The organism is Nocardia amamiensis NBRC 102102 (assembly GCF_001612745.1).
In the GTDB taxonomy this organism is placed as follows: domain Bacteria; phylum Actinomycetota; class Actinomycetes; order Mycobacteriales; family Mycobacteriaceae; genus Nocardia; species Nocardia amamiensis.
Genome location: NZ_BDBA01000092.1, coordinates 1 through 24,264, shown reverse-complemented (window position 1 = coordinate 24,264; position 24,264 = coordinate 1). Strand labels below are relative to the sequence as shown.

24 protein-coding genes and 1 pseudogene are annotated in these 24,264 nt (G+C 69.1%); 12 read left to right on the top strand and 13 right to left on the bottom strand.

Annotated elements, in window-relative coordinates; genetic code table 11:
* From NA4_RS18510 to mftA, 8 genes and pseudogenes are all read right to left on the bottom strand, one after another.
* The coding region (locus tag NA4_RS18510) for a hypothetical protein (protein ID WP_067471133.1) at window positions 1–476 on the bottom strand (476 nt) is incomplete at its 3' end.
* Window positions 476–1,873 (bottom strand): hypothetical protein, encoded by a 1,398-nt coding sequence (locus NA4_RS18505; RefSeq protein ID WP_157129115.1) that lies wholly within the window; start codon window positions 1,871–1,873, stop codon window positions 476–478. The genes NA4_RS18510 and NA4_RS18505, both read right to left, overlap by 1 nt.
* Before the next feature lie 318 nt (window positions 1,874–2,191).
* On the bottom strand, window positions 2,192–2,635 hold the full coding sequence (locus tag NA4_RS18500; protein WP_245671468.1) for a hypothetical protein: 444 nt from the start codon (window positions 2,633–2,635) through the stop codon (window positions 2,192–2,194).
* Window positions 2,636–2,687: 52 nt separating this feature from the next.
* Window positions 2,688–4,139, bottom strand: a complete 1,452-nt coding sequence (gene mftG, locus NA4_RS18495) for a mycofactocin dehydrogenase MftG (RefSeq protein WP_067471127.1) — start codon at window positions 4,137–4,139, stop codon at window positions 2,688–2,690.
* 6 nt (window positions 4,140–4,145) lie between these two features.
* Window positions 4,146–5,543: a mycofactocin biosynthesis glycosyltransferase MftF gene (gene mftF, locus NA4_RS18490; RefSeq protein ID WP_067471125.1), complete on the bottom strand. Its 1,398-nt coding sequence runs from the start codon at window positions 5,541–5,543 to the stop codon at window positions 4,146–4,148.
* 231 nt (window positions 5,544–5,774) lie between these two features.
* Window positions 5,775–7,100 carry a mycofactocin radical SAM maturase gene (gene mftC, locus NA4_RS18485; RefSeq protein WP_373862803.1) on the bottom strand — a complete coding sequence of 442 codons (1,326 nt, stop codon included), beginning with the start codon at window positions 7,098–7,100 and terminating at the stop codon, window positions 5,775–5,777.
* Window positions 7,101–7,265: 165 nt separating this feature from the next.
* A pseudogene (mftB, locus tag NA4_RS40500) lies at window positions 7,266–7,460 on the bottom strand (mycofactocin biosynthesis chaperone MftB); the annotation flags it as partial.
* Window positions 7,461–7,473: 13 nt separating this feature from the next.
* The gene (gene mftA / locus NA4_RS40495) at window positions 7,474–7,572 is read right to left on the bottom strand and encodes a mycofactocin precursor MftA (RefSeq protein WP_444980038.1); all 99 of its coding nucleotides are present in this window, start codon (window positions 7,570–7,572) and stop codon (window positions 7,474–7,476) included.
* A 478-nt stretch (window positions 7,573–8,050) separates the two neighbouring features.
* Between mftA and mftR2 the strand changes: the two genes are divergently transcribed.
* Together mftR2 and NA4_RS18470 are read left to right on the top strand one after the other, a co-directional pair.
* Window positions 8,051–8,689 (top strand): mycofactocin system transcriptional regulator MftR2, encoded by a 639-nt coding sequence (mftR2, locus tag NA4_RS18475; protein ID WP_084497211.1) that lies wholly within the window; start codon window positions 8,051–8,053, stop codon window positions 8,687–8,689.
* A 39-nt stretch (window positions 8,690–8,728) separates the two neighbouring features.
* A complete protein-coding gene (locus tag NA4_RS18470; RefSeq protein ID WP_067471121.1) occupies window positions 8,729–9,784 on the top strand; it encodes a ferredoxin--NADP reductase in 1,056 nt (351 codons plus the stop codon).
* A gap of 40 nt (window positions 9,785–9,824) precedes the next feature.
* On the opposite strand, the gene NA4_RS18465 is transcribed toward NA4_RS18470, so the two are convergent.
* From NA4_RS18465 to NA4_RS18455, 3 genes are all read right to left on the bottom strand, one after another.
* Window positions 9,825–10,550 carry a DNA alkylation repair protein gene (locus NA4_RS18465; RefSeq protein ID WP_067471119.1) on the bottom strand — a complete coding sequence of 242 codons (726 nt, stop codon included), beginning with the start codon at window positions 10,548–10,550 and terminating at the stop codon, window positions 9,825–9,827.
* Window positions 10,551–10,557: 7 nt separating this feature from the next.
* Window positions 10,558–11,319, bottom strand: coding sequence for a glutamate racemase (locus NA4_RS18460; RefSeq protein WP_067471117.1), 762 nt, complete (start codon window positions 11,317–11,319; stop codon window positions 10,558–10,560).
* Window positions 11,320–11,528: 209 nt separating this feature from the next.
* A complete protein-coding gene (locus tag NA4_RS18455; protein ID WP_067471115.1) occupies window positions 11,529–12,725 on the bottom strand; it encodes an NAD(P)/FAD-dependent oxidoreductase in 1,197 nt (398 codons plus the stop codon).
* Window positions 12,726–12,945: 220 nt separating this feature from the next.
* Here NA4_RS18455 and NA4_RS18450 point away from each other — a divergent pair, with 220 nt between their 5' ends.
* From NA4_RS18450 to NA4_RS18430, 5 genes are all read left to right on the top strand, one after another.
* On the top strand, window positions 12,946–13,302 hold the full coding sequence (locus tag NA4_RS18450) for an SPW repeat domain-containing protein (RefSeq protein WP_067471113.1): 357 nt from the start codon (window positions 12,946–12,948) through the stop codon (window positions 13,300–13,302).
* Window positions 13,302–13,931: a TetR/AcrR family transcriptional regulator gene (locus NA4_RS18445; RefSeq protein ID WP_067471111.1), complete on the top strand. Its 630-nt coding sequence runs from the start codon at window positions 13,302–13,304 to the stop codon at window positions 13,929–13,931. The genes NA4_RS18450 and NA4_RS18445 overlap by 1 nt, the downstream gene beginning before the upstream one ends.
* Window positions 13,932–14,082: 151 nt before the next feature.
* Window positions 14,083–15,033 carry a type IV toxin-antitoxin system AbiEi family antitoxin domain-containing protein gene (locus NA4_RS18440; RefSeq protein ID WP_067471139.1) on the top strand — a complete coding sequence of 317 codons (951 nt, stop codon included), beginning with the start codon at window positions 14,083–14,085 and terminating at the stop codon, window positions 15,031–15,033.
* Between the two features lie 201 nt (window positions 15,034–15,234).
* The gene (locus NA4_RS18435; protein WP_067471109.1) at window positions 15,235–16,134 is read left to right on the top strand and encodes an adenylate/guanylate cyclase domain-containing protein; all 900 of its coding nucleotides are present in this window, start codon (window positions 15,235–15,237) and stop codon (window positions 16,132–16,134) included.
* Window positions 16,135–16,350: 216 nt separating this feature from the next.
* The gene (locus tag NA4_RS18430) at window positions 16,351–17,118 is read left to right on the top strand and encodes an RluA family pseudouridine synthase (RefSeq protein ID WP_067471107.1); all 768 of its coding nucleotides are present in this window, start codon (window positions 16,351–16,353) and stop codon (window positions 17,116–17,118) included.
* Window positions 17,119–17,431: 313 nt separating this feature from the next.
* On the opposite strand, the gene NA4_RS18425 is transcribed toward NA4_RS18430, so the two are convergent.
* A complete protein-coding gene (locus tag NA4_RS18425; RefSeq protein ID WP_084497209.1) occupies window positions 17,432–18,043 on the bottom strand; it encodes a TIGR03086 family metal-binding protein in 612 nt (203 codons plus the stop codon).
* Window positions 18,044–18,094: 51 nt separating this feature from the next.
* On the opposite strand from NA4_RS18425, the gene NA4_RS18420 reads away from it, so the two are divergent.
* The 3 genes from NA4_RS18420 (at window position 18,095) to NA4_RS18410 (ending at window position 20,234) form a co-directional block, all read left to right on the top strand.
* Entirely contained in the window at window positions 18,095–18,556 is a 462-nt protein-coding gene (locus tag NA4_RS18420) for a MarR family winged helix-turn-helix transcriptional regulator (protein ID WP_067471105.1), read from the top strand.
* Between the two features lie 146 nt (window positions 18,557–18,702).
* Window positions 18,703–19,488: a metallophosphoesterase gene (locus NA4_RS18415; RefSeq protein WP_245671467.1), complete on the top strand. Its 786-nt coding sequence runs from the start codon at window positions 18,703–18,705 to the stop codon at window positions 19,486–19,488.
* Window positions 19,489–19,556: 68 nt separating this feature from the next.
* Window positions 19,557–20,234 carry a phosphodiesterase gene (locus tag NA4_RS18410; RefSeq protein WP_067471103.1) on the top strand — a complete coding sequence of 226 codons (678 nt, stop codon included), beginning with the start codon at window positions 19,557–19,559 and terminating at the stop codon, window positions 20,232–20,234.
* On the opposite strand, the gene NA4_RS18405 is transcribed toward NA4_RS18410, so the two are convergent.
* Window positions 20,231–21,292 carry an AraC family transcriptional regulator gene (locus NA4_RS18405; RefSeq protein ID WP_067471101.1) on the bottom strand — a complete coding sequence of 354 codons (1,062 nt, stop codon included), beginning with the start codon at window positions 21,290–21,292 and terminating at the stop codon, window positions 20,231–20,233. The two genes, NA4_RS18410 and NA4_RS18405, sit on opposite strands and share 4 nt — an antisense overlap.
* A gap of 90 nt (window positions 21,293–21,382) precedes the next feature.
* Here NA4_RS18405 and NA4_RS18400 point away from each other — a divergent pair, with 90 nt between their 5' ends.
* Both NA4_RS18400 and NA4_RS18395 read left to right on the top strand, forming a co-directional pair.
* The gene (locus NA4_RS18400) at window positions 21,383–22,849 is read left to right on the top strand and encodes a flavin-containing monooxygenase (RefSeq protein WP_067471099.1); all 1,467 of its coding nucleotides are present in this window, start codon (window positions 21,383–21,385) and stop codon (window positions 22,847–22,849) included.
* Window positions 22,850–22,922: 73 nt separating this feature from the next.
* On the top strand, window positions 22,923–24,264 hold a 1,342-nt coding region (locus NA4_RS18395; protein WP_157129113.1), incomplete at its 3' end, for an ABC transporter ATP-binding protein.

Sequence of the window (24,264 nt, the reverse complement as noted above, 5' to 3'; positions counted from 1 at the left end):
CGCGGCGGGTGGGCCGGCGTCGGGCCCGCGTATTCGAGCGCGACCGCGTCCGGTGTCCGACGCACCTGCTCCTCGAACCCGCTCAGCAGCGTCTCCACCGGCGCGGTCGCGGACAGGGCTTGGCGTGCCGCCGTGCGCGCATCGTCGAGCAGCGCGTCCAGTACCGCGCCGAGCGCGCCCGCACTGGATTCCAGCAGCGCGGGAAGCACACTGGAGACGACCACCGGGACCAGGTCGTCCGGCCCGAGTTCCGGCCCCATGGCTTCGGACAGCGCCGCGAGTTCGGCCGCCAGCGCCGCATAGGTGACGACGACTTCGTTATGGCGCAGCGCAACCCGCCACGGCTGTAGTTCGGCGACAGTGGCGATCTGGGCGGGCAGATCGTCGATGCCATAGGGACGGCGCAGGTCCGCGCGGTCGCCGGGGCCGGACTCGGCGCCGATCAGGCCGGACTCGACCGAGTCTGCGTGCGTCATCAGCGGTTTCCTTCCGAGTCGACAATCAGCGCCGAGTCGGCGAACACCGCCTTTCCGGCGGCGTACCCGCATGCCATGTGGGCGGGTCGCCGATGATCGGTGGACGGGGCGAGTAGACCGGCCGCCACCGGTTGCGGTCGCCAGAAGGCGAGTCGGCGCCACAGGTTGGCCGGATCGGTTGCTTCCCCGAGCAGTTCGTGCTGCCCGGCGCGGTGGTGCCTGACGACCACGGCTCTCCACTGGGGCGCGCGTCCTCCAGACCTGGTGACGCAGGCGTGCAGCAGTTTCAGCAGCGCGAGCGGGAATCCGTCGGCGGCGATGCGGCGTAGCACCCGGACGAGGGCGTTCTCGTCAGCGCCGGTCGCGGACCGTGCGGGCCGGGCGGCGTTCGAGGTGACGCGCACGAAGCCGGCCAACCGCCGCGCATAGACCGCGAGGATGGCGGCGTGGACGAGAGGCGTGGCGGAAGGAGAACCCGCCTGAATTCCCGCCGATGCCGAACCTTCCCCGAGTCCGGCACCGGCGGGGTTCTCGGTGACCGTGAGCTGGAGATCCAGCGTGGTCGCTCCGGTGTCCAGGGTACTGGGGGACACCGACAGTTCGGGCAGTTCGACCGCGATTGCCTCGGGGTTGTCGACAGTGAGCGGCACCTCGACGACATCTACTGGGCCATTCCAACCCAGCACGAACGAAACGGTGTGGCTCGCACTCGAGCGCTGGAACGGATCGCGCGACCGGAGGCGCCGCCGCGCGGGAGACAGTGGAACCAGCGGCGGCCGTGGCCATGCCCGCAGCTGCGCGACCAAGGACGCGCCGCCGGATCCACCGGCCCACTCGACGAGTTCGCCGCGTTCGGCCACCGTGCTTGCGGTGGACACAGCGCGAAACCCGAGCGGGCAGTTCGGTTCGGCGGCCGGCCGGGCGAGCTGGGTCGCCACGGAGCTGGTGCCGCCGGGTGTGCAGAAGTGGTCGTCGCGGCCGGGTCGCTCGTTACCGGGCACCTGCGCGACCGCTCGTGCCACGGCGCCGGTGTGATCCGGCTCGGGGCGCGTGTTCCACGGCATCGGATCACCGGAACGGCTCATCGAGTCACCCGACCGGCCGTCGGGATAACGACGGGAGCCGCTCCTGAACCGGGCCGCCGGCAGTCCTGATGGCGCCATGTCGCCTTGGGCGAGCTGTACCCCCGACAGATACAGCTCACCCGGCGCCGAGATGACCGATACCGGCCGCGCACCGAGCGTGTTGTGCCCGGCGCCGAGCACGTGCGCGCCGATCGGCACCGAGAGAGTATCGGTCAGACCCTGGGCGAGCGCGACGCCCGGTGCCGCGCCGGAGGCGAGCAGCAGCGAGGTCCGGCGCGCGACCTGCTGGCCTGCGGGCTCCGCACCCTGCACCAAAGCCTCCTACTTTTGGCGAAACATCGGCTGTCCGAATGCTTTTGGGCAGCACGAACAAGCCGCTACTCCCGGCTGCCCATTCCGGGTGCATGGCGTTTCACCACGTACGAGTCGACGAAAAAGCGCGAGCGGTGATACCGCACGCGCAGGGATTTGCGACAGATTCCTCCAACGTCACGGCCGTGGATCCACGGCTATGTCAGCTACATCACACGGAGGTGATCCGTGCAGTGCGAACCTTAGGCGGTCCGTCAATAAAAAGGAACTACTTCCTCAAAAAATTTTGGACGGACGTGCAGTTACGGCTCTCGGGGGTCAGAAGCCGAGGCCAAGTGGTGTGCGCGACCACATTCTCGCCCCAACGACGTGCTGTCGCACCCTGGCTGAGCAGATTATGCGCCGAAACGTTGCATTCGCGTTGCATCGGCCCCCATCCGTCGATCCAGGACTCGAATCTTCGGCCTCGATCTGCGCATAGAGCGGCGTCTCCGGCTCGACGGTCGCGCGGTAGGCCGTCCAGTCCGCGGCGTCGTCCCGGCCTTCCGGGCCGGACGTCCAGCGTCGCAGCACCCCGGAATCGCCGGATCGCAACACCGCGATGCGCAATCGCACCCGCAGTTCGTCGCGAAGGTCGATGATGCCCGGCGCGGTCGAGCGCGGCAGCACGGGCCCGGCATGAAGCCGTAAAGCCGAGTCGACATCCCCGGAGTCGAGTGCGGCACGGAGCGCTTCCACATCGGTGGCGACCGGAACACCCAATCGAGGTCACAGCCCGGCGCATGCCCCAGCGGGTGTGACCCGGCAATCCTCGCTACGAGATCAGTTGCGCGGCCGCTTTTTCCGCGAGCATTACCACCGTGGCCTGTGGACCACGTCCCAGCGGCACGGGCACGACAGAGAGATCGACGATGGACAGTCCCGTCACTCCGCGCACGCGGCACATCTCGTCTACCACCGCCGCCGCGTCGTCCTCGCTGCCCATTGGGCAAGTTCCGGACAAATGTTGTGACGTAGCCAGATTCGCTCGCAGCCACGGGTCGAGATTCGCGCGCGCCGGAATGGGATCGACGGGATGCGCGTTCATTCGGCCGAGCAAGTCGGCGGCGGTCGACACCGCGTCACGCAGGCGGGCTCGATCCTCTTCCTCGGCGAGGTAGTGGTAGTCGATCAGCGGTGCGTCCGCGGGATAGGCCGAGCGCAGGCGCAGCACGCCGCGGGATCGCGGGCGCATCAGCGCGACGCCGAGCCTGCGCACCCCCGGCGTGAACGACACTGCGTACGGCCGGATCTCGATATCGCCGACGTCCAGCACGGACTCCAGCGGAACGGTCGGCGCCCCGGCCAGGTCGAGCTGGTAGGAGATGCCGATTTCGGGGTGGTCGGTGCACCTGGCGCCGACCGCGGCGGCGTGCACCACCGGAATGCCCAGTGGGCGAAGCTGTTCCGGGTCACCGATACCGGAACGCAAGAGCAGCACGGCCGACTCGATGGCACCGGCGCTGAGAACGACGTGGTCGGCCCACTCGGTATGAGACTTGCCTTCGCGTACGCAGTCCACTCCGACTGCTCTCGACCCGTCGAAGCGAATGCGGGTGGCATACGTGCGTGGCGCGACGCTCAGGTTCGGGCGCGACAGCGCGGGCAACAGGTAGCCGAGCGCCGTACCGGTCCGCCTGCCCCGGTCACAGTTGCACGGCACCACGCCGACGCCGTCACCACAGTCCGGCGCGTTGAGATCGGGCGCCTCGGCGAATCCGGCCGCCAGGCACGCCGCGGTGAACGCCGCGCTGACCGGGGCCGGATGCTTGGTGCGGTGCAGCGGAACCGGACCGCGGTCACCGTGCCACGGGCGATCGCCGAAATCCAGATCCCGCTCGGTGCGGCAGAACATCGGCAGCACGGCGTCGAACGACCAGGTGGCCGAGCCGCCGAGCGCCCGGCTCCAGGCGTCGAAGTCCGCGGTCGTGGCCCGGACGAAATACCCGCCGTTGATCGCCCCCGAGCCGCCGATCACCTTGCCGCGCACGATGGTGGCCGGCACCGGCGGATCGTCGGCGAGGACCACTTCGTAGTGCCACAACCACTCCGCGCCTGGACGCAGCGGCATCGCGGTCGCGTCGAGCAATTCGGCGGGGACCGCGGCGGGATCGTCCCACAGCTGCCCCGCCTCCAGCACTCGCACCGTGTGCGCCGGGTCCGCGCTCAGCCGCTCCGCCAGGACACTCCCCGCGGTACCGCCCCCGACGATGAGTGTGTCGACCATGTTCGATCAGCGGGGCGTCGTGGGTTTCAGCGCTTCCACGCTGCGGGCGCGGAAAGCGCCGAGCCACAGCCCGGTGCCGTAGGCGATATCGTCGATCCGCTTGTAGGCCACGTATCGCACCGGATCCAGTCCGCCCGCGTCACGATGGGTGAACCAGTCGGCCAGGCCGTCCGCGACGGCCATCGTGACCGCGATCCGCCGAATCCGCCGCGAGACGAGCATCGCCAGCAGTGTGATCGGCCAGTAGTGCCTGCACATGGCCGAGGCGAGCCGCCAGAGTCCGGCGAAGAAGCCACGCGCCAAGTAGATCGCGGCGACCCGGGTGGGGTTGTCCAGCTCGCCGAAAACCCGGCGCAGGCGGGTCAGCGCGGTGATCAGGGTGACGATCCCGCCGAGCAGTCCCCACTTGGTCAGCGTGGCGAACAGGAACGCGGCCAGCACCGTCCAGGACGGCACCGCGAGCGGCGACACCATCCCCGCGTGTCGCTCGCCCAGCGGCGCTGCGCCTGTGCCGTAGAACAGCTTCCGGCCGAACCAGGCGCGGAAGCAGACTCGGTGGTCGTGCGCCACATGCGCCGCGGGCTCGTAGCGCAGCCGCCAGCCCGCCCGTTCCAGCCGCCAGCACAGGTCGACGTCCTCGGCGACGTGCATCGACTCGTCGAAGCCGCCCTGGGCCAGCAGCGCCCTGCGCCGAACCAGCAGCGCCGCGCTCGGCACGTAGGACACCAGCCCACGTGAGTGCACGGCCGCCTCACGTCTGCCGAGATCGAGCGATGAGCGGGTGTGCTCATAGCGCGCCAGCGCGTTGGACTCCGGGTCGAGCGCGACGATCCGCGGCGCGACCAGCGCCACCCCGGGGTCGCTGAAGTGGCCGAGCATCACCTCCAGCCAACCGCTGCGCGGCACCACGTCGGAGTCGAGGAACGCGACGAAGTCGGTGGTCGCGGCCCGCAAACCGGCGTTGCGCGCGGCGGCCGGGCCGCGCTTGTGGTCGTGCCGCAGCACCGTCACCCGGCAACGGGTGCCGCGATTGCGCGGAATGCGGACCGGCTGGTCGGAACCATCGTCCACCACGATCACGTTGTGCCCGCGCAGTGCGGCGAGCAGCCGCGCCAGCCCCTCGGCGTTGTTGTGCAGCGGCACGATGATGGTGACGTCCTCCGGCGACGGCAGCAGGCGAGGACGCGGGTTGGCCACTCCGGAGTCGAGCAGCCGTCTGGCAACGACGGCAGACTTCGGGCCGGTCACCTCGAGGTACCCGTCGCCGATCATCTCGGCAGCCTCCGGGGCAAGCCGCAGCAACCGGGCTGGCGAACCGCCGATCAGAACCCGCCCTCCGGAGTATGCGCGTACCCGAGGATCGATCCGCACCCCGAATCCATCGGGCAGGCGATCATGGCGCATTCCTGGCATGCTAGGCGGAGATTCGCGCGCGGACATCAACAGTGCCGAAAATTCGGCAGAATTCCGGCCCGTACCGGCCCGATACCGGACGTCCCGCGTGGCGGACTCGATGCCGACAATTCGCCTACGCGACTTCCCCAGCATTCGGCAACAGGGTGGCTATTGCCCGGTCGCAGACCGCACCGCAGCCGCGCACCGCTTGTTAGCACCCTTTCAGCAAATCTCATGGCATCACGCCAGCGGACTCTCGTCGCAGGCCCGCCCGGGTCGGCGTTCCGGCGTGAAACCGGCCGGGCGCGTCGCGCTCAGGGTCAGCGGGACCGGCCCGGTCCTGTGCCCGCTCGCCCGTGGCGCCGCCCGGCGGGAGTGGTCGACCGACGAACGCGGGATCATCCGGGCGGTGTCGGCCAGGGCCGCTTCACCATATCCCTGGACGCACTCCGGGTCCGGCCCGTCGGCGGGAAGTCCGGTGAAGAACTTCGCCGCCATGCAGCCGCCCCGGCAAGCGTCGTAGTGACTGCACGACGCGCACGCGCCGCCGCCGCTCGGCTCGCGCAACTCGGCGAACAACTCCGAGGATCGCCATACGGCGCCGAAACCACCATCGGTCACCACGTTGCCCGCGCGGAACCGGTCGTGGATGGCGAACGGACAGGCGTAGACGTCGCCGACCGGGTCGACCAGGCAGACCACCCGGCCCGCTCCACACATGTTCAGCCCGGGCAGCGCCTGACCGAACGCGGACAGGTGGAAGAACGAGTCGCCGGTGAGCACACCGGTCCCGTTGCGCAGCAGCCAGTCGTAGAGCACCCGCTGCTGGTCGGCGGTGGGATGCAGTTCGTCCCACACGTCCGCGCCCCGGCCCGACGGCCGCAGCCTGGTCAAACGCAGTGTGGCGCCATACCGGTCGGCGATCGCGCGGAACTGGTCGAGCTGCCCGATATTGTGCCTGGTCGCCACCACCGACAGCTTCGCGTCCCGGAAACCGGCCGCGGCAAGGTTTTCCAGCGCGCGAATGGCCATGTCGTAGGAGCCCGGGCCGCGCACGGCATCGTTGACCGCCGCGTCGGCGCCGTCCAACGACACCTGCACGTCCACGTAGTCACTGGCCGCGAGCCGGGCCGCGATCTCGGGGGTGATCCGAACCCCGTTGGTGGAGAACTTCACTCCCACGTGGTGCGCGGTCGCGTAGTCGACCAGCTCCCAGAAATCCGGCCGCACGGTCGGCTCGCCGCCCCCGATGTTCACGTAGAACACCTGCATGCGCTCGAACTCGTCGATCAGCGCCTTGCACTGCTCGGTGCTCAATTCGCGGGGGTCTCTGCGGCCCGACGAGGACAGGCAGTGCACGCAGGACAGGTTGCAGGCGTAGGTGAGCTCCCAGGTCAGGCAGATCGGCGCGGCAAGACCGGATTCGAAGCGGTCGACCAGCCGCACCGCCCGGTCGGAGTGCGGGGCCACCCCCGCGCTCGGTGATGCCCCGCTGCCGACCGCGCCGCGCTGCCGATCGACGCCATCGCGCGCGACTGCCGCGCTGCCGCGCTGCCCCGCGCTCATGCCTGCGCCTCGCTGGCTCTCGGCTCCGGCACGAGCGCGGGCTCGGCTGTGTCCATTGTTCGCTCGCTGACGCTCGCTCACGACGGCGGACGCCGCCGGTGCGCCGACGATCATGTCCGAATCGGCCAGCTGGGTCAGCGCTTTCAGGTAAGGCTCGGCGCTTTCCTCCGGCACGCCTGCCGCACGCAAAGCCGCGCGAGCCGAGTCGTGCTCCGGCAGGGACCGCACGATCTCGACAATCCGCGGACTCTTCAGGAACGAGAGTTTGCGCGTGCCGAAGTGGTACAGCAGCGCGCCGAACGGTTCCGGCCGCAGCGCCACTCGCGGATGCAGCTGCCAACGGGTATCGAGATCGAGCATCGCCGGCCGCCCGTCAGTAGACGCCGCACATACCGTCGATGGACACCTCTTCGATGAGGCTCTCCTCGACCAGCGGCATCTCCTCGGCCGACCGTTCGGCGGCGGTCTCCACCCGCCCGGTGTTGTCGGTGTCGCTGTGTCCGATTGATCCGTATTCCGGCATGCCTACCTCCGCGGGGGACGATCGGTGCGCGAGACCGCGGGGTGCGGTCCGCGCTCACACGATAACGTCATCCGCTGACAAAATGGAACATGTTTCACTCATTCGGCGAGCGACCGGATGAATCCCACCCGTCGCCGGTCCGGACGACCGGCCGTTCCGGACGCGGGCCGAGTCGAACGCGCGGCGACCAGGGCTGGGACGCGGCGCTCTAGACTTCGGGTGGCAAGCAGCTGAACAGAATGTGACGGGCGGCATACGCCCCGCAGCGGTAGAGGTGGCATGGGAGTCGGACGAATGCAGGCGAACGGGGGCGGCACACGCGGTGCGGGCGTCAGGCCCGGAGGCGGAAGCTTGCGTAACCACGGAGGGCCCGGGAGCGCCGCAAATCCAACACAGCGGCGCGAGGATCAGGCCCGGAGGCGGAAGCTTGCGTAACCACGGAGGGCCCGGGAGCACCACGAATCAAACACTGTCGGAGTCCGAGATCGTCGAGGCCGCACTGCGTGTGGTCCGCCAGGACGGCGTGGAAAAACTGTCGATGCGGCGGCTTTCCCGCGAACTCGGCGTCTCGCCCATGGCGCCCTACTACTACGTCGCCGACAAGCGCGAGCTGCTCGACCTGGTCGCCAGCGCGGCACTCACCGGCGTCCGCACGCCACCGCCCGAAGCCGGTTCGTGGCAGCACCGGCTACGCGACCTCGTCGACCAGATCGACGAGAAGCTGCGCAAGCATCCCGGCCTGGGCGACATCCTGATCGAGCAGATGCTCGGCAAGCAGCTGGACCTGATCGCCGCGATCATGGACATCTTGGCCGAGGCGGGCTTCGACGACCGCAACGTCCTCGCCGCTTACGCGACCATCCACACCTATCTCTTCGGCCGCAGCCGGGTGAACCCCCGGGACCGGTCCGCACCGGCCGACGTCACCCTGCCCCCCATCGTCGAGCGGGCCACCCGGTACATCGGCGACCTGCGCGGCCGGTACTCGTACGACTTCGGCATGGACGTGTTGATCGCCGGTCTGGAAGCCCAGCTTGTCCGCCAGGCAGCAACCGACGTACGATAAAACTGAAACACGTTCTAGTTTTAGGCTCGAGAGGACGACATGACCACTGTCGAGGTTCCGCACGGCTCGCGTTCGGTCGTGCTGCGGGTGTCCGCGGTGATCGCCGAGACGGCCGACACCTGCTCGCTGGTCTTCGACGTCCCCGACGAACTGGCCGAGAAGTTCCGCTACCAGCCGGGGCAGTTCCTCACGCTGCGCATCCCCAGTGACCGGACCGGCTCGGTGGCCCGGTGCTATTCGCTGGCCAGCTCGCCCTACACCGACGACCGCCCGAAGGTCACCGTCAAGCGGACCGAGGGCGGCTACGGGTCCAACTGGGTGTGCGACAACGTGAAAACGGGCGACGGGATCGAAGTGCTGCCGCCCTCGGGCGTTTTCACGCCCAAGGACCTGGACGACGATCTGCTGCTGTTCGGCGCGGGCAGCGGCATCACACCGGTGATGTCCATTCTGAAGTCGGCGCTCGCGCGCGGCACCGGCCGCATCGTGCTGGTCTACGCCAACCGCGACCACGAATCGGTGATCTTCGCCGGTGAGCTGCGCGAGCTGGCGGACAAGCACCCGCAGCGGCTCACCGTGATCCACTGGCTGGAGTACCTGCAGGGGTTGCCGACGGCCGACGCGCTGGCCACCCTCGTCGCGCCGTATCGGGGCTACGACGCATTCATGTGCGGGCCGAAGCCGTTCATGGACCGGGTGCACGACGCGCTCGCGCAGCTGGGCGTGCCACGGTCGCGCACACACGCCGAGGTGTTCAACTCCCTGGCCGGAGACCCGTTCGCCGACCAGGCGCCGGTCGAGGTGTCCGACGAGGAGGCCGCCGACGCGGCGACCGTCGAGGTGGAACTCGACGGCGAGGTGCACGAGTTGAAGTGGCCGCGCGAGCAGACCCTGGTGGACATCATGCTGGCCAAGGGCTTGGACGTGCCGTATTCCTGCCAGGAAGGCGAGTGCGGATCATGCGCGTGCACGGTGCTGGAGGGCAAGGTCGAAATGGACAATGCCGAAATCCTCGATCCCGAAGACATCGAGAACGGCTACATTCTCGGCTGCCAGGCGCACCCCGTGACCGATCACCTCAAGATCCAGTTCTGAGCACCCGGCCGCGGACCGTGTTCCGGCTTGCGTGACCGAGTTATCGAGCGCGGTAATCGGCGCGGAGTTCGGGCGGCAGATGCTCGGTCGCGTAGCTCAACGCGGTGCGCCCCATGGCCGTGGCGTGCTGGTCGAGGAAGCCGGTCAGCAGAGTTCGGTCGATGCGCTTGCCGATTTCGCGCAGCATCCAGCCCACCGCCTTCTGGATCAGGTCGCGCCGGTCAGCGAGCAGTAGTTCACTCAACGCGAACGTAGTGGAGGCGTCGCCCGCCTTGATGAACGCGAACGTGGACAGCACGGCGACCCGCCGCTCCCACAGCGAATCAGCCTGCGCCAGTTGGAAGAGCAGATCGCGGGGCTTGTCCAGCAACCACGGGCCGACGATGTTCTCGGCCGACACGTCGACGAGATCCCAGTTGTTCACCCGGCCCCGGCGTACCGCCGCCAGATACAGATCCACCATGGCGGCGCGGGCGGCGTCGTCGAAGGTGCGCGGCTTGGACGCCGCGGCGAATCGCATGTTCAGGATAACCAGTCCGGCGAAGCGATCTTCGTGCACCGCGCTGTCGAGCAGCCGGTCGATCTCGTCGAGCGCAAGCCCCGCGAAGCGTTTCGCGACACGCCGGCTCGCGGGCACGCGGACGCCGATGAACACGTCACCCTCGCCGTACTCCCCCTGCCCGGTCTTGAAGAACCGTTGCACGTGCACCGCGTCGGCGGGGTTCGCGATCGCCCGCAGAGCCGCCTGCACATCCGCGGCGCTCACCCTCGGTTCACCCCTGCGCGCCCAGAACGCGGCCCGACTCGAAAGCCGCCGTGCTGGCGGGCAGCGCACCTGGCCTGCCGCTGTTCAGTACCCGGACCGCACCGTTCCCGGTGCTTGGGCGGCCGAGCGCCTCGATGCGCCGAATGGTCTGCGCGGCAACGGCTTGCGCGCTGTCGAAGAGGCGCACACCGTCCGGGAGGGCGGCCACGATCGCATCGGTGACCAGCGGATAGTGCGTACAGCCGAGTACCACGCCCTCGACACCCGCCGGAGTCCGTGCGGCGGCGCCTGCGATCGCGTCGCCGGCCGCCGCCAAGTCGCCGCGATCGATCGCGTCCGCCAGCCCGTGGCATGCGACGCCGACCACCTCGGCATCGCCGCCGAACTTCGCGATCAGATCGGCCTGATACCGGCTCGCCGTGGTCGCGGCGGTGGCCCAGACCGCTACCGAGCGGCACACCGCGGCCGCGGGCTTGATCGCGGGCACGGTGCCGATCACCGGAACGCCGGGCCCGACTTCCGCGCGGACATGGTCCAGCGCCGTGACGCTGGCGGTGTTGCACGGCAGGACGATCACCTCGGCGCCCGAGCGAAGAGAAGTCCGCGCGGCCTCCACCACGCGCTCGACCACCCACTCCTCCGGCTTCGGCCCCCACGGCGCGCCATCCGGGTCCATTTGCAGCAGCAGATCCACATCCGGCCGCAACTTACGCAACCAAGCGGAGGTGGGCAGCAACCCCAGACCCGAGTCGATGAGCGCGACGATCACCGGACCACCGTATTACAGCCGCTGTCCCGCCTTGCTCCTCCGCCTCTCCGCGTCTCAGGCAGTACTGGTTGCGTGGCGCGAGATCTGCGTTCAGGTCCTGCGTTGGGTGCCGCACGGGTTTTGCGGCCACAAATGCCGCACTGTGCTGCCGGCCGTCAGCATCCCGCTCGCGTCTACCGCTCGATGATCGCGGTCTCCGAGCGAGCGGCTCAGCTCGGCGTGAGCAGTTCCGTCAAGGGGGCGCCCGCGGCGATCTTGGCGCGGGCCTTCATCACCTGGGCCGTCATACCCGCGCCGACGACGCCGGTGAGAGTGCCCGCCTGGGAGTAGTACGCGAGGAATTTCCGGCCGTCGTCGGAGGCGACGTGCACGTCGTCGGTAGCGTTCGGGGTGCCGAGGGCCTGGATCTTGACGTCGTACTGGTCGCTCCAGAAGTACGGCACCCGCGCCGCGGTGGGCGGCGCGGCCCCGAGCAACGCGCAGGCGAGCAGTTTGGCCTGTTCGCCCGCGTTGGTCCAGTGCTCGACCCGTTTGCACGATCCGGTCTCGTGCAGCCACGCCGCGACATCGCCGACCGCCCAGACGCCCGCAACGGAGGTGCGCCCGACCTCGTCGGCGAGCACCCCGCCACCGACTGACGGCTCGGCGAGGGCGATACCGGAGTCGCTCAGCCACTCGGTCACCGGCCGTGAGCCGACCCCGATCGCGACGAGGTCGGCGGCGATCTGCGAGCCGTCGGACAGCCGCGCACCACGGACCCGGCCCGCGTCATCGCCGTACAGGGTGTCCAGGCCGATGCCGCAGCGCAGGTCGACACCTTCCTCGCGGTGCATCCGCGCGATCAGCTCGCCCACCTGTGTGCCCAGCACCGAGGCCAGCGGCGTCGCCTGCGGTTCGACCACGACGACCCCGACGCCGTTCGCACGGAAGCTCGCCGCCAGTTCACACCCGATGAATCCCGCGCCGATCACCAGCGCGGTCGCGGCGTCGGCCAGATCGGCGCGCAGGGCGACCGCGTCGGTGTGGCCACGCAGCACGTGCACGCCGCGCAGATCCGGCAAGCCGGGCAGGCGACGCGGGCGCAAGCCGGTGGCGATGATCAGCTGGTCGTAGCCCAGTGTGCTGCCATCGGCCAAGTGAACGCGGCGGGCATCGGTATCGACGCCTGCCGCTGCGGTGCTCAGGCGCACATCGATGCGTTTCTCGGCGTAGAACTCGCTCGGCCGCAACGTGGTGTCGTCGGTTTCGCCGCGCACGAACTGCTTGGACAGCGGCGGGCGATCGTACGGCAATCGCGCCTCGTCCCCGACCAGCACCAGCGCACCGTCGTAACCCGCGCGGCGGAGTTCCTCCGCGGTGCGCAGGCCGGCGAGGCCGGCTCCGACGATCACGATCGGCGCGGTCATAGGGCCATCCCTTCATTGGAACCAGGACCGCCGCTTCGGTGAACCGGCGGTGACACGCAGCAACCCTAACCTTTGCTTGGTTGTCCATTCTGTGCGGACTGTCACGTCGAACCCATGCCGGTGAAAGCCGCGAAATCGTAGTCGTCCAGGTATTGATCGGCCGGTCAATCAGGACTATACCGAGTACTAGGACACAATCCACAGCCCGAGGAGGCACACAATGTTCACCGAGAGCCGCGCGCAAGATTTCCTGGCTGTCGTGCTCGGGGTCTTCACCGCACTGTCGCCCATCTGGGTGGACACGAACACCAACGCCATGTGGTCACTGATCGTGCTCGGCGCGCTCATCGCGCTCACCGGCCTCGCCCAGATGGCCCGTCCCGAGATGGCGGCGGCGGACTATGTGATGGGCCTGTGCGCCGTACTGCTGTTCGTTTCCCCCTGGGTCATGGACTTCACGGAGTACCGGGCCGCATCCTGGACCGCATGGGTAGTCGGGGTAGTGACGGCGGTGGTCGCGGTGGCGGCACTGCCGACGGTGTCGGGTCGCCTGCACGACATGGCTCCGCATCACTGATGCAGATGCCGAAATCCCGGCGCGCCGGGCGTCGCCGTAGTGCGAAAGTCGATGGCGACGCACGGCAGCTGATCCTCGATGCCGCGGAAAAGCTTTTCGCGGCACAGGGTTTCGACGCGACCGCGACGGCGTCCATCGCCGCCGCGGCGAGCGTTCCCAAAGGGCTTGTCTTCTACTACTTCCCGACCAAGGATTCGATTCTCTCCGCGCTGATGTCCGAGCGAGTGCCAGCGCACCCGATCGATGACCTCGGCACCGTGGTCGCGCCGGGTGATCCGGCAACGAGCCTGGTCAACCTGGATGCCGCCCTGAACCTGCGCGACCATCACTCGTCGGTGCTGCGGGTGATCATGTGGCGGGAGGCCGACACCCATCCCGACGTGCGGCGCCAGCTCCGCCGCCTGCGCGACCAAATGCTGGAGGTCACCGCCACAGTGCTGCAAGCGAGTGCGCCGGTCCCGGTCCGCCCCGGCACCCTGCGCGCCTGCGCCGCCGCGTGGGTCTCGGCGATGTTCGCCCTGGCCAGCACGGACCGGCTGCACGCGCTCGACGGCGTCCCGCTGCCCACCGCCGACGAAGTGCTCAACATCGCTCGAGTGGTCGCGGCGGGCATGACCCACATGGGCTGAGCACCCCTCCACCCTCCCAGGGCTTCATGCCGTACCAGTTGGGTGGCGCGTCAGTTGCGTTCAGATGCGGCGTTATCCACAGCGGGCGTGTTATCCACACTCGGTCGTCGGATCGGTGTTCCGCGCTCACCGGTCCGCCACGATCGTCGGTATGGAAGCACTGCAACTGATCTCGCGTCGGCAAGCGCTGGCGTCCGGCCTGTCCGACAAGCAACTGCGGCGGCTGTGCCGCACCGGACAGTGGCATCGCCTGCGGGCCGGGCGCTATCTGAACTCACCGGGCTCCGGTCTCGGCGCGACGGATCGGCATCTGCTGCTCACCCTCGCGACCGCGGACACCACCTCCGATTCCGCGATCACCAGCCACTGCTCCGCAGCGGTGCTGCACGGGATGGCGACCTGGCATATCTCGCTCGACCGCGTGCACCTGACCAGGAACCGGATCAACGGCGGCCGCGTGAGCAAGCGGGTCGTCGTGCATTCCGCGCAGCTGGAGCCCGACGAGATCACCCTCGTCGAGGGCATCCGAGTGACTACACCGGCGCGCACCGTCATCGATATCGCCCGATCGGAAGGCTTCGAGCAATCCGTTGCCCTCGGCGATTCCGCGCTGCGCCGCGGCTTGACGACCACCGCCGAACTGCGGGAACACCTGCGGCGCGCCCGGCACCGACCAGGACGCCGCAGAGCCGCCCAGGTGCTCGACTTCCTGGATGGCCGCAGCGAGAGCGTCGGCGAATCCCGCAGCAGAATCACGCTGCGGCACTGCGGCTTCCCCGAGCCCGAGGTACAAGCGCGCATCTTCTCCGATAGCGGAGTCTGCGTCGGCCGCGTCGACTTCCTGTTCCCCGACCTCGGCGTGATCGGCGAGTTCGGCGCCGAGTATTCCCACGCCTTGCGCGGTCCCCGCTTCCCGGGACCGACAGTCGACGCGGGGAAGACGCGCGACGACCGACTCTGTGCACTCGGTTGGCTGGTGGTCCGCTGGACCTGGGACGATCTGGCTGCTCCGTCGGATCTGCTCCACCGCCTCCGCACAGCGGCCCGAATAGCCGCCCAAGGCCGCCGATCCGGCTATTGGACGCCCACCCCCAAGCCGTGACTCGGTTATGCCGACCGGCTCGGCGAGTCGAGGCCCGGCGAGCACACGGTGCCACTGGCCAGAGGACCTGGAAGCGCCTTCCGCGGCCGCACACCCACCCGCTGACAACTGGCATGGCGAAGACGCGAGAGCTAGACCCTGAATATGTGAACTCGCCCAAGGTCGGCCGTACGGAGCCGCGCGGCCCGTAAGGTACGGATCATGGTGCCAACCGAGATGTCCGACTTGGTGCAATCGGTCGTCGAGTCCTATCTGCTCGACGGAGCGCGCCGGTACAGCCGCACCGAAGTCGCCGAGCAGTCCGGGACATCGACGGCGCTCACCCGGCGGCTGTGGATGGCACTCGGCTTCCCGTCGAGCATCGGCGACGACGAAGTCGACTACGCCGAAGCCGACATCGAGGCGGTCCGCAACTTCAAGCGGCTGAACGTTTTGTCCTCCGCGGACAAAAGGCAGCAGGCCGCGACCGCGCGCACGCTCGGTCAGGGCATGGCGCGGCTGGCGGAATGGCAGATCGACCTGGTGCTCGCGGAGATCGAAGAGCGCATCGCCGAGGCGGACCCCGGCGCCGACCCGGCCGAGACGGTCCGTACCGCCACCGAGGGCGCGATCGCCACGCTGGAGCAGTTGAACACGTATACCTGGCGACGGCATCTGGCCGCGGCGCTGTCCCGCTCGCTGGACCCGGAGACGACCGCGGGCGAATCGGTGCGCGAACTGGCCGTGGGTTTCGCCGACATGGTCGGCTACACCCGGCTGACCAGGCACCTGCACCCCGACGAGCTCTCCATGCTCCTGGAGGCATTCGAGTCCACCACCACGGCCGCCATCACCGAAAACGGCGGCTGGGTGATCAAGAATGTCGGCGACGCCGTCGCATACGGCCCTGTGCTGCAACGCTTCGGCGACCTGTACGGCTCGGTGGTGAATATCGCGTCCCGGCTCACCGGCGTCGCGCGGCCCGGCACCATACTGATCGACGACCGAGCCGCCACCGCGCTCGACGGCGACCCGGAATTCGACATCAAGAACCTGCGCAGCGTGCGGGTGCGCGGCTTCAACCGACTGCGTCCGCACTTGCTGCGCCGCAACGGCAGGTAAGCGGCGGCCTCGGCTTCGCTCGCCCGGCGCGGGGCTAGCGACGGACTCCGTCCGCCAGCGCCTTCTCCAGCGGCAGCCTCCACCATCGCCCGCCCGGCGCGGGGCTAACGACGGACTCCGTCCGCCAGCGCCTTCTCCAGCGGCAGCCTCCGCCATCGCCCGCCCGGCGCGGGGCTGACGACGGGCCCCGTCCGGCTGCGCCCCTATGCTCTTCCGGTGGAAACGGACTGGTCACAGCTGCGCGCGCGTTCCCTGGTCGAGGAGGACGACGCCATTCTGGCGTTGCACAAACCGGCCGGGATCTCGGTGACCGGGGAACGGCACGACACCGATATCGTCGAGCTCGCCGCCGCCGCGGGCGAGACGCTGTTTCCGGTGCACCGGATCGACAAGGTGACCTCCGGCCTGATCCTGTTCGCGAAGGAGCTCCACGCCCACGGCGAGCTGACCAGGCAGTTCAACAAGCAGACCGCCGACAAGGCGTACCTCGCCGTGGTCGCGGCGACCGGACTTCCCGACACCGGCGTCATCGACCTGCCACTCAGCGTGGGGCGCAAGAACCGGGTGCGGATCGCCGCGCCACGCGAACGCATCCAGCATGCGGCGGGCCGGTGGTTCGTCGACGACGCGGATCTGCTTCCCGCGAAGCACTACCCGTCGCTCACCCACTTCGCGACGGTGCTGCGCGCCCCGGGCCACACCGTGCTCGCCCTGCGCCCGATCACCGGCCGGCGCCATCAGATCCGGGTCCACCTGGCCTGGACCGGACATCCGATCGTCGGCGACCCCTTGTTCGACCGGTCCGGCACGCACGAGCGAACCTATCTGCACTCCTGGCATCTCGGCCTCACAGCTTCCTGGCGCACGCCACCGCAGCTCACGCTGACCGCCGACCCCGATGCCGAATTCTGGTGCCCCGTAGACCGATCCGCCGACCCGGCCAGCCTCGAACAAGCAGCCGAACTGCTCCGCACGATCCGGTAATCGCACTCGAGGGGCGCTCGTTCCTCTCCTGAGTTTCTGGCTTGGGTTTCGTCTCCTCAGTGCCCAGCGAAGAGCGGAAACGTCTGCGAAGAGTTCGGTCGGAGCCAGTCGAGTGGGTCCGTTTCGGGTGCGAGCATCGCGCGTACATAGCCGCTCAGGTGATACCGCCGGTCGGCCGATGCCCGCGCCGGTCGGGCGGAACGGCGTGTCCGCGGCGATGAGCGCCTCGATCCGGTCCTACGGGCAAATCTCACGGCGCTCGCGACGCCCAGGACTGCCTCGGGTGCGCAGCGCACCGATATCGGCACGTCGATCAGGCCGCGGCGTCTGGCCAGTTCGGCGCGCGGCCGAGGACCAGCAGCATTCGATCCAGTACCGAAGCTCCTTCCGGGATAACCAATCCCGGCGCGAAGGCGGCGCCGGGCGCCGAGCGTTCCTGGCCGTCGGGGACCGCGAGGGCGACTCGCAGTGCCTCCTCGGCCAAGCCTGCGTCGAGGGTGATGGTGTCGCCGATCGATCGTGCGACGTCCCAGGCGTGGACGACGCAGTCCACCAAGTGGAAGCCGATCGCGCGTGCCGCGGAAAAACCGTAGCCGGGCAGGATTTCCGGGAGCTGAAGCGTGCGCTCGAAGACGTCCTCGGCAGCGAACGCAGCGAGCACGTCGTCGGCCGAGGCGTGATAGTCCGCGACCGGATCGGCGGAAGGGCGGACGGTCCAGATCGAGGGATCGTCGCCGCCCCGCGCAGCGGCGGCGAATCCGTGGTTCTGCGCGATCATGTGCTCCAGCAGGTCCTGGAGATGCCAAGCCGCACAAGGTGTTTCGTTGCCGAGCTGGTCTGGGCGCACGTGGGCGACGGCAGCCACGCTCACGCCGACGGCGCGGGCGTGCCGACCGCGCAGCTCCTCTGGGTTAATTGTATGCATGCACAGATCGTAAGCGGATGCTTACGATCTGCCAAGCAGTATCGTCGACCCATGCCGAACGCCCGTCCCGATCTGGCCGCGATGATCGTGCCCCTGGGGCGGGCGCTCATGGCCGCGGAGTTGCCCGTCCTGGACCGGCACGAGCTGTCGATGTGGGGCTATGCCGTCCTGCTCGGCCTCGGCGCCGAGCCCGCCTACACCCAGGCCGCACTCGCCAAGGCGATCGGCGCGGACAAGACCCGCATCATCGGCGTACTCGACGAATTGCAGCGGCGCGGTCTCATCAGCCGCGAACCGGACCCGGCGGACCGGCGGGTGAACCTGGTAGCGCTCACCGAGACGGGCCGCGCACTCCGCGATCGCGCCCAGCGCGATATCCAGGACCGCGAAGACCGGTTGCTCGAGCGACTGCCCGCCGCAGACCGGCGCGTGTTCCTGCGCGCCCTGCGCACTCTGTCCGATGCGGTGGCCGAGCAGTCGCGAGACGGAAGCGACGCGAAGCCCGCATTGTGACGGCCGACACATATCGACGAGCACGTCACCCTACGTGGCGAGCGTCATGACGACGGGTAATGCGCAGGTCAACTAGCCTGAGGAAGTGCCGAGGCCACGACCCGCGCACACTCTGACGCAACGCAGCGAACCCCTAGCGAAAGCGAATGCCGATGATCCTGGTGGCTCAGGTCAGCGACACACATTTCGATCTCGGCACCCGTAACGCCGAACGTGTGCAGCGGGTACTTGCCTTCCTCGGCGACCTGCGCCGCAGGCCCGATGCCATCCTGGTGACCGGCGATATCACCGATTCCGGAAAGCCCGAGCAATACGCCGAGGCCAAGCGCGCGTTCGAGACCGAGATCCCGCTGTACGCCATCCCGGGCAACCATGACGACCGCGCGGGCTTCCGCACCGCGCTGCTCGGCGAGCCCGCTTCCGGCGCCCCGGTCAACCGCGTCCATCGGATCGGTGAGCTCACCATCGCCCTGCTGGATTCGAGCATCCCCGGCGAAGCGGGGGGACGGCTCGCCGAGGAAACCTACGACTGGTTGCGCGACGTGCTCGCCGCGGCGCCCGTGGGCAAGCCGATCCTGCTCGCGCTGCACCACCCGCCCGCGCGCCTGCACAGCCCGATCGTCGACGAGATCGCACTCGCCGAACCGCAGCGGCTCGCCGACTTGGTCGCCGCCGACGAGCGGATCGTCGCTGTGCTCACCGGGCACGCGCACTCGGCCGCGACGACCACGTTCGCCGGGCGCCCGCTGCTGGTGGCGCCGAGCACCGCGTCGGTGCTGGCCGGCGAATGGGAACTCGACCTGCCCGACCACGTCATGGACTATGCACCCGACCCGGCGGTCGCACTGCACGCCATCGATGACGATTACCGCCTGACCACGCATTTTCGTACCGTCCCCATGGGCGGCCGGATCGGCGTGCAGCCGGGCTGAGCGCGGTTTACCCGGCTTGCGCCGGGGCAATCGGGAGACACAACGGACGTCTACCCGGAGGCACCGCCATGGTCGACCTACCAGCCGCAATGGTGAAAGGCGCGTTCGCGACCGGAGCACGTATCCGGCATGCTCGGGTGTTCCATCCCAACGGCCTGCACCTGTCCGGCCGATTGCATGCGGAGGCCGAGTTCGAGCCGCTCTTCGGGGCCGGTGAGCGCGCGGTGATCGCGCGGCTGTCCAAGGGTGCGGGAATGCCGGGCAGCCTGCCCGATGTGCTCGGATTCGCGTTCCGGGTGCTCGACCGCGATGACGAACCGTGGGATTTCACGTTGGCCACCACCGGCCGCGGACTGCTGGGCCGACTGGTGTTCACCCCCGCCCGCGGCTGGGCCAGCGCCCGCTACGGCTCCCTGCAGCCCTACCGGATCGGCAATTCCGCGCCGACCTGGTTCTTCGCCGAGCCGGACAGCGCTCAGCCCGCGTCGGCATCGCTCGCGGCCATGGACGCCCATCTGGACGAGGACCTGGTGAGCTTCACCCTCACAGCGAGTCGTCTCGGCGGGCCGCGGCTGCGGCTGGCCGAAATCACGCTGCGGCATGCCGAATCGGCCGAGTACCGGACGGACTATTTCGATCCGATGCTCAATCACCCGTACGAGGTGGAGCTGTTTCCCAAAGCGGTCGGTAAGATCCGCGAGCTCGCATACACCGGCAGCCGCAGCGGCCGCGGCGAGGGGCGCTAACGTCGTGCGGCGCGTTCGCGGCGATAGGCCGCGGGGGTGTTACCGGTCCACCGCTTGAACGCGAAGATGAATGTCGAGGCTTCGGCGTAGCCGAGGCGGATCGCGACGTCGCTCACGGATAAGGGTGTGGTCATGAGCATTTCCTCGGCCAAGGCACGGCGGACTTCGTCCAGCAGAGCGCGATAGCTGGTTCCGGCGGCGTCGAGGTGGCGGCGAAGCGTCCGCGTGCTCATGTTCAGGTCGCTTGCCACCGCGTCGATGCCGGGCGGCGCGGCGAATCCGTCCACACCACCACGCGGCACCAAGCGCTCCCGCACCTCTGCCGCGATACCGGTGCGGGCCCTGCGCCGGTGCACCAGTTCACGGCACTGCGCCAGGCACATCGCCCAGGTGTGCTCGTTGGCTTGGGGCAGCGGCTGTTCCAGCAGTACCGGTTCGATCGCGAACAGGTTGTCCGGCATGCCGAATCGCGGCGGCACCACCGTGACCTCCGTGATCCGGTCGGCGTAACTCGGTGCGGGAAAACGGAATTCGGCCCTGGTGAGGGGCAACCGGGTGCCGAGCAGGTCACTCATCACCTGGTGCATCGCGGTGACGTCGCGTTCGACGAGGAACTGGCGCACGTCCGCGGGCACCGACTCGTCGTGCACCACGGCGACGAACTCGTCCTCGCGAAACTGAGCCACCGGCAGGCAGAAAGTGAAGCTGAGATCCAGATAGCGCAGCGCGAAGTCGATCGCCTCCCCGAGCGTCGGGCTGCTGACGCAGGCAAAGCCGAAAATGCCGAACGTGGTGATCCGATAGCGGCGGCCCACCTCGACGCCGAGGGCGGGCCGGTCTGCGAGTGCGCCGACCAGATTGCGGATCACCGCCAATTCGGCATGCGCGTCGATCTGCGCGTCCGGATCCCGCAGCTGCTGCTCGGTCAGCCCCGTGTCGTGCAGCATGCGCGCTGCGGGCACGCCGTGCTCGGCTGCGTAGCCGACCATCAGCGCCACGCTGGCCACGCCGCGCGGAAAGTTCCAATCGCGGATTTCCGGATCCTGCACCCGCTCCACGCGGACAGTATGGCCGAATTTCTCGATACGACGGACCAGAGACTCCTACAGTGGAGTCATCTACGGTCGGAATGAGGAGTGTGGTGCCCCGTGACAGCGCGCAATCGCCCATCGATCCTCATCATCGGCGCGGGCTTCGGCGGCATCGGGATGGCGATCGAATTGCGCCGCAACGGTTTCGACGACATCACCATCCTGGAGCGCGCGGGCGACCTCGGCGGGGTGTGGCGGGCGAACACCTACCCCGGCGCCGCCTGCGACGTGCCGTCCCCGCTGTACTCGTATTCGTTCGAACCCAAGCCGGACTGGCCGCAGCGGTACTCGGCGCGCGCCGCCATCCACGACTACCTGCGCGACGTCGCCGAGCGGCACGGCGTGCTCGACGCGATCCAGTTCGACACCACCGTGACCGACGCGGAATTCGACGAACCCACCGGCCACTGGACGGTCCGCACCGCCGACGGGGACACCCGGATCGTGGACGTGCTGATCTCGGCGGTCGGCCAGCTCTCCCGCCCGGCCATGCCGGCCCTACCGGGCCTGGGCAGCTTCAGCGGCCCGTCGTTCCATTCCGCCGAGTGGGACCACGACATCGACCTCACCGGCAAACGCGTGGCCTGCGTCGGGACCGGGGCCAGCGCCGTCCAGTACATCCCGGAAATTCAGCCGGAGGTCGCCCACCTGACGCTGTTCCAGCGCACCCCCGCCTGGGTGATCCCGAAATTCGACACCGACTACTCGCCGATCCAGCACAACGTGTTCGCCCGGGTGCCGGGTGCGCTGCTGGTCGAACGGTTCGGCTGGTGGTCGATCGCCGAGTTCTTCTCGCTCGGGCTGGTCGAGCTGCCCGTGCTCACGCGGCTCGTGGCCCGCATCGCCGCCTGGCACCTGGCCAAACAGGTCGAGGACCCGAACCTGCGCCAGAAACTCACGCCCGACTACCCCATCGGTTGCAAGCGCGTCCTGTTCTCCAACGACTACTACCCCGCGCTGACCCAGCCGAACGTGCGGGTGGAGACCACCCCGATCACCGAAATCATCCCGGAGGGCCTGCACACCGCGGACGGGGCGGTGCACGAGGCGGACGTGATCATCTACGGCACCGGCTTCAAGGGCACCGAATTCCTCTGGCCGATGACGATCCACGGCCGCGGCGGCCGCACGCTGTCGGACGCCTGGGCCGACGGCGCGCACGCTTACTACGGCATCGCGGTGCCGGATTTCCCGAACCTGTTCCTGGTCTACGGGCCGAACACCAATCTCGGCGTCGGGTCGATCATCTACATGATCGAGTCGCAGGCCCGCTACATCCGGCAGGCCGTGCAGTTGCTCGCCGACCACCCCGGCCACTGCCTGGATGTGCGCACGGATCTGGAGCAGCACTACAACACCGCCCTCCAGCAACGGCTGGCCCGCACGCCCTGGAACTTCTGCTCCAGCTGGTACCGCAACGCCGCGGGCCGCATCACCAACAACTGGCCCGGCTCGCAGACCAGCTACCGCCGCCGCACCCGTCATCTCGATCCCGCGCACTACACCCTCACACCGGTCTCCTGATCAACCGGGCGCCGCTGGACTGCGCGAATTCGCCGAAACCCGGCGCGGCTGCCCGGGCTGGCAGACTTGTGCTGTGAATCGACTGGCCCATGCGGGCGAACCGGCTGAGCGGGGACCGCTGCGCCCGATCGAGCTGGCCACCGGCGCCGTGCTCGGCGGGGCCACCGTCGGGTTGGTCACCATCGGATCGGTGATTCCGTTCGCGGCCGCACTGCAGCTGGTCGCCGCCGTCCCCGTGGGGCTGATCGCACACCGCTACCGGCTGCGCACACTGGTCACCGCGACCATCTCCGCCACGCTGGTCACCTTCGTCGCGGCCGGTGTCGCGCCCGCCACCGCGCTGGTCGCTTCCGCGACGATGGGCGGCATCATCGGCATCGTGAAACGGCGCGGCGGCGGTGTCGTCGCGGTGTCCGGGCTCGCGCTGCTGGCCGGCCTGCTCTGGGCGGCCTTCGCCGTCGGATTACTGCTGCTGCTCTCGGCGGCGCGCAACCTGCTGTTCGACAACATCCGCAACACGGCCCGCGGCATCCAGGAACTCGCGGCACGCCAAGCGCAGCTGGAACCGCTCGGGCAGGCCGCGGCCGACCTGACCGACTCCGTACTGCGCTGGTGGTGGGCGTGGGTCGGCGGCAGCGTCGCACTGGGCATGGTCGCCACCGGACTGTTTTCCTGGTACGTGCTCGGCTCGGTGCTGGACCGGCTGGCCTGGCTGCCCGGACGAGACCGGCTCGACGCACCGCACGACGATCGGCCCATCGCACCGCTACCGGTCACCCTGCACGGCGCCGGATTCCGCTACTCCGGCGCGGCGCGCGATGCCCTGCGCGACATCGACCTGACCGTCGGTGTCGGCGAGTTCGTCGCCGTGGTGGGGCACAACGGATCGGGCAAGTCGACGTTGACCCGGTTGCTCGCCGGACTGCCGCCCACCTCGGGATCGGTGCAGCGCCCCGGGTCCGCCGGGCTCGGGCGCCTGGGCGGAACGGCGCTGGTGATGCAGCGACCGGAGAGCCAGACCTTGGGCGTGCTCGTCGCCGACGACGTGGTGTGGGGCCTGCCTCCCGAACTCGCCGCCGACGTGGATGTGGACGGATTGCTCGGCGAAGTCGGGCTCGCCGGGATGGGCGGCAAGGAGACCGCCACGCTCTCCGGCGGGCAGCAGCAGCGCCTGGCCGTCGCCGGGGCGCTGGCGCGGCGCCCCGCACTGCTGATCGCCGACGAGGCGACCTCGATGATCGATCCGGACGGGCGCCGTGAACTCGTGGAACTGCTCGCGGCCCTGCCGAAGCGACATTCGATGGCCGTGGTGCTGGTGACCCATCACGAAGCCGACGCGGCAGCGGCCGACCGGGTCATCCACTTGGCAGGGGGCCGCGCCGTCGCGCAGTTGCCCGCGTGGCCGCGCCCCGCGC

Bases quoted from the DNA above. Each gene is read 5' to 3' on its own strand.
- mftG (WP_067471127.1), bottom strand. From the start codon at position 4,139: ATGGTCGACACACTCATCGTCGGGGGCGGTACCGCGGGGAGTGTCCTG.
- mftF (WP_067471125.1), bottom strand. From the start codon at position 5,543: ATGCGCCATGATCGCCTGCCCGATGGATTCGGGGTGCGGATCGATCCT.
- mftC (WP_373862803.1), bottom strand. From the start codon at position 7,100: ATGAGCGCGGGGCAGCGCGGCAGCGCGGCAGTCGCGCGCGATGGCGTC.
- NA4_RS18470 (WP_067471121.1), top strand. From the start codon at position 8,729: ATGACCACTGTCGAGGTTCCGCACGGCTCGCGTTCGGTCGTGCTGCGG.
- NA4_RS18455 (WP_067471115.1), bottom strand. From the start codon at position 12,725: ATGACCGCGCCGATCGTGATCGTCGGAGCCGGCCTCGCCGGCCTGCGC.
- NA4_RS18450 (WP_067471113.1), top strand. From the start codon at position 12,946: ATGTTCACCGAGAGCCGCGCGCAAGATTTCCTGGCTGTCGTGCTCGGG.
- NA4_RS18445 (WP_067471111.1), top strand. From the start codon at position 13,302: ATGCAGATGCCGAAATCCCGGCGCGCCGGGCGTCGCCGTAGTGCGAAA.
- NA4_RS18440 (WP_067471139.1), top strand. From the start codon at position 14,083: ATGGAAGCACTGCAACTGATCTCGCGTCGGCAAGCGCTGGCGTCCGGC.
- NA4_RS18435 (WP_067471109.1), top strand. From the start codon at position 15,235: ATGGTGCCAACCGAGATGTCCGACTTGGTGCAATCGGTCGTCGAGTCC.
- NA4_RS18425 (WP_084497209.1), bottom strand. From the start codon at position 18,043: ATGCATACAATTAACCCAGAGGAGCTGCGCGGTCGGCACGCCCGCGCC.
- NA4_RS18420 (WP_067471105.1), top strand. From the start codon at position 18,095: ATGCCGAACGCCCGTCCCGATCTGGCCGCGATGATCGTGCCCCTGGGG.
- NA4_RS18415 (WP_245671467.1), top strand. From the start codon at position 18,703: ATGCCGATGATCCTGGTGGCTCAGGTCAGCGACACACATTTCGATCTC.
- NA4_RS18410 (WP_067471103.1), top strand. From the start codon at position 19,557: ATGGTCGACCTACCAGCCGCAATGGTGAAAGGCGCGTTCGCGACCGGA.